Genomic DNA, 600 nt, shown 5'->3' on the forward strand with positions numbered 1-600 from the left:
CCGGGTGCGGCCGACGGGTCAGTTTCCTGCCGCCGGCCTAGACCTCCAACTCGTTGGCGACGGCGTGCACGACCTTGGCGACCCGCTGGGCGGTCCGCCGGTCGGGATACCAGCCGCGACGAAGGTCCCGCTGCACGTCGTCCAGCACCTTGATCATGTCTTCGACCATGCTGTGCAGCTCGTCCGGACTGCGCCGCGCGGCCTGGGCAGCCGCCTTGGCGACCGACGGCGGGGCGGTCAGCAGCCGGACCGACAGTGCCTGGTCGCCACGCCGCCCGGCGGCGACGCCGAACTCGACCCGGTCGCCGGGTTTCAGCCGGTCGACCCCGGCGGGCAGGGCGGCCTTGTGCACGAAGACGTCGCCGCCGTCGTCCCGGCTGAGAAAGCCGAAGCCCTTGTCGACGTCGAACCACTTGACTTTGCCGGTGGGCACGGGCGACCTCGTTCTGTGTAACGGCAGGACAACGCAACGGAAGATGAGTGATTCCCAGGCTATCCGTCGGCCGCACGTCGCGTGCGTCTTCGGTAGCGATCGGCTGTCGAGTGAACCCCTCTCCCGTGATGGTGGTCTGGCCCGCGTTCGGCACACGTCCTCGTAGG

General features: G+C 69.5%; 1 protein-coding gene. It reads right to left on the bottom strand.

Translation table 11 applies throughout. From position 1 onward, the window contains the following. Positions 1-37 precede the first annotated feature (37 nt). The gene (locus ACY45C_RS14585) at positions 38-433 is read right to left on the bottom strand and encodes a cold-shock protein (protein WP_462188148.1); all 396 of its coding nucleotides are present in this window, start codon (positions 431-433) and stop codon (positions 38-40) included. Positions 434-600: the final 167 nt, after the last annotated feature.

The sequence above is a fragment of the Frankia sp. CcWB2 genome, from assembly GCF_977927585.1.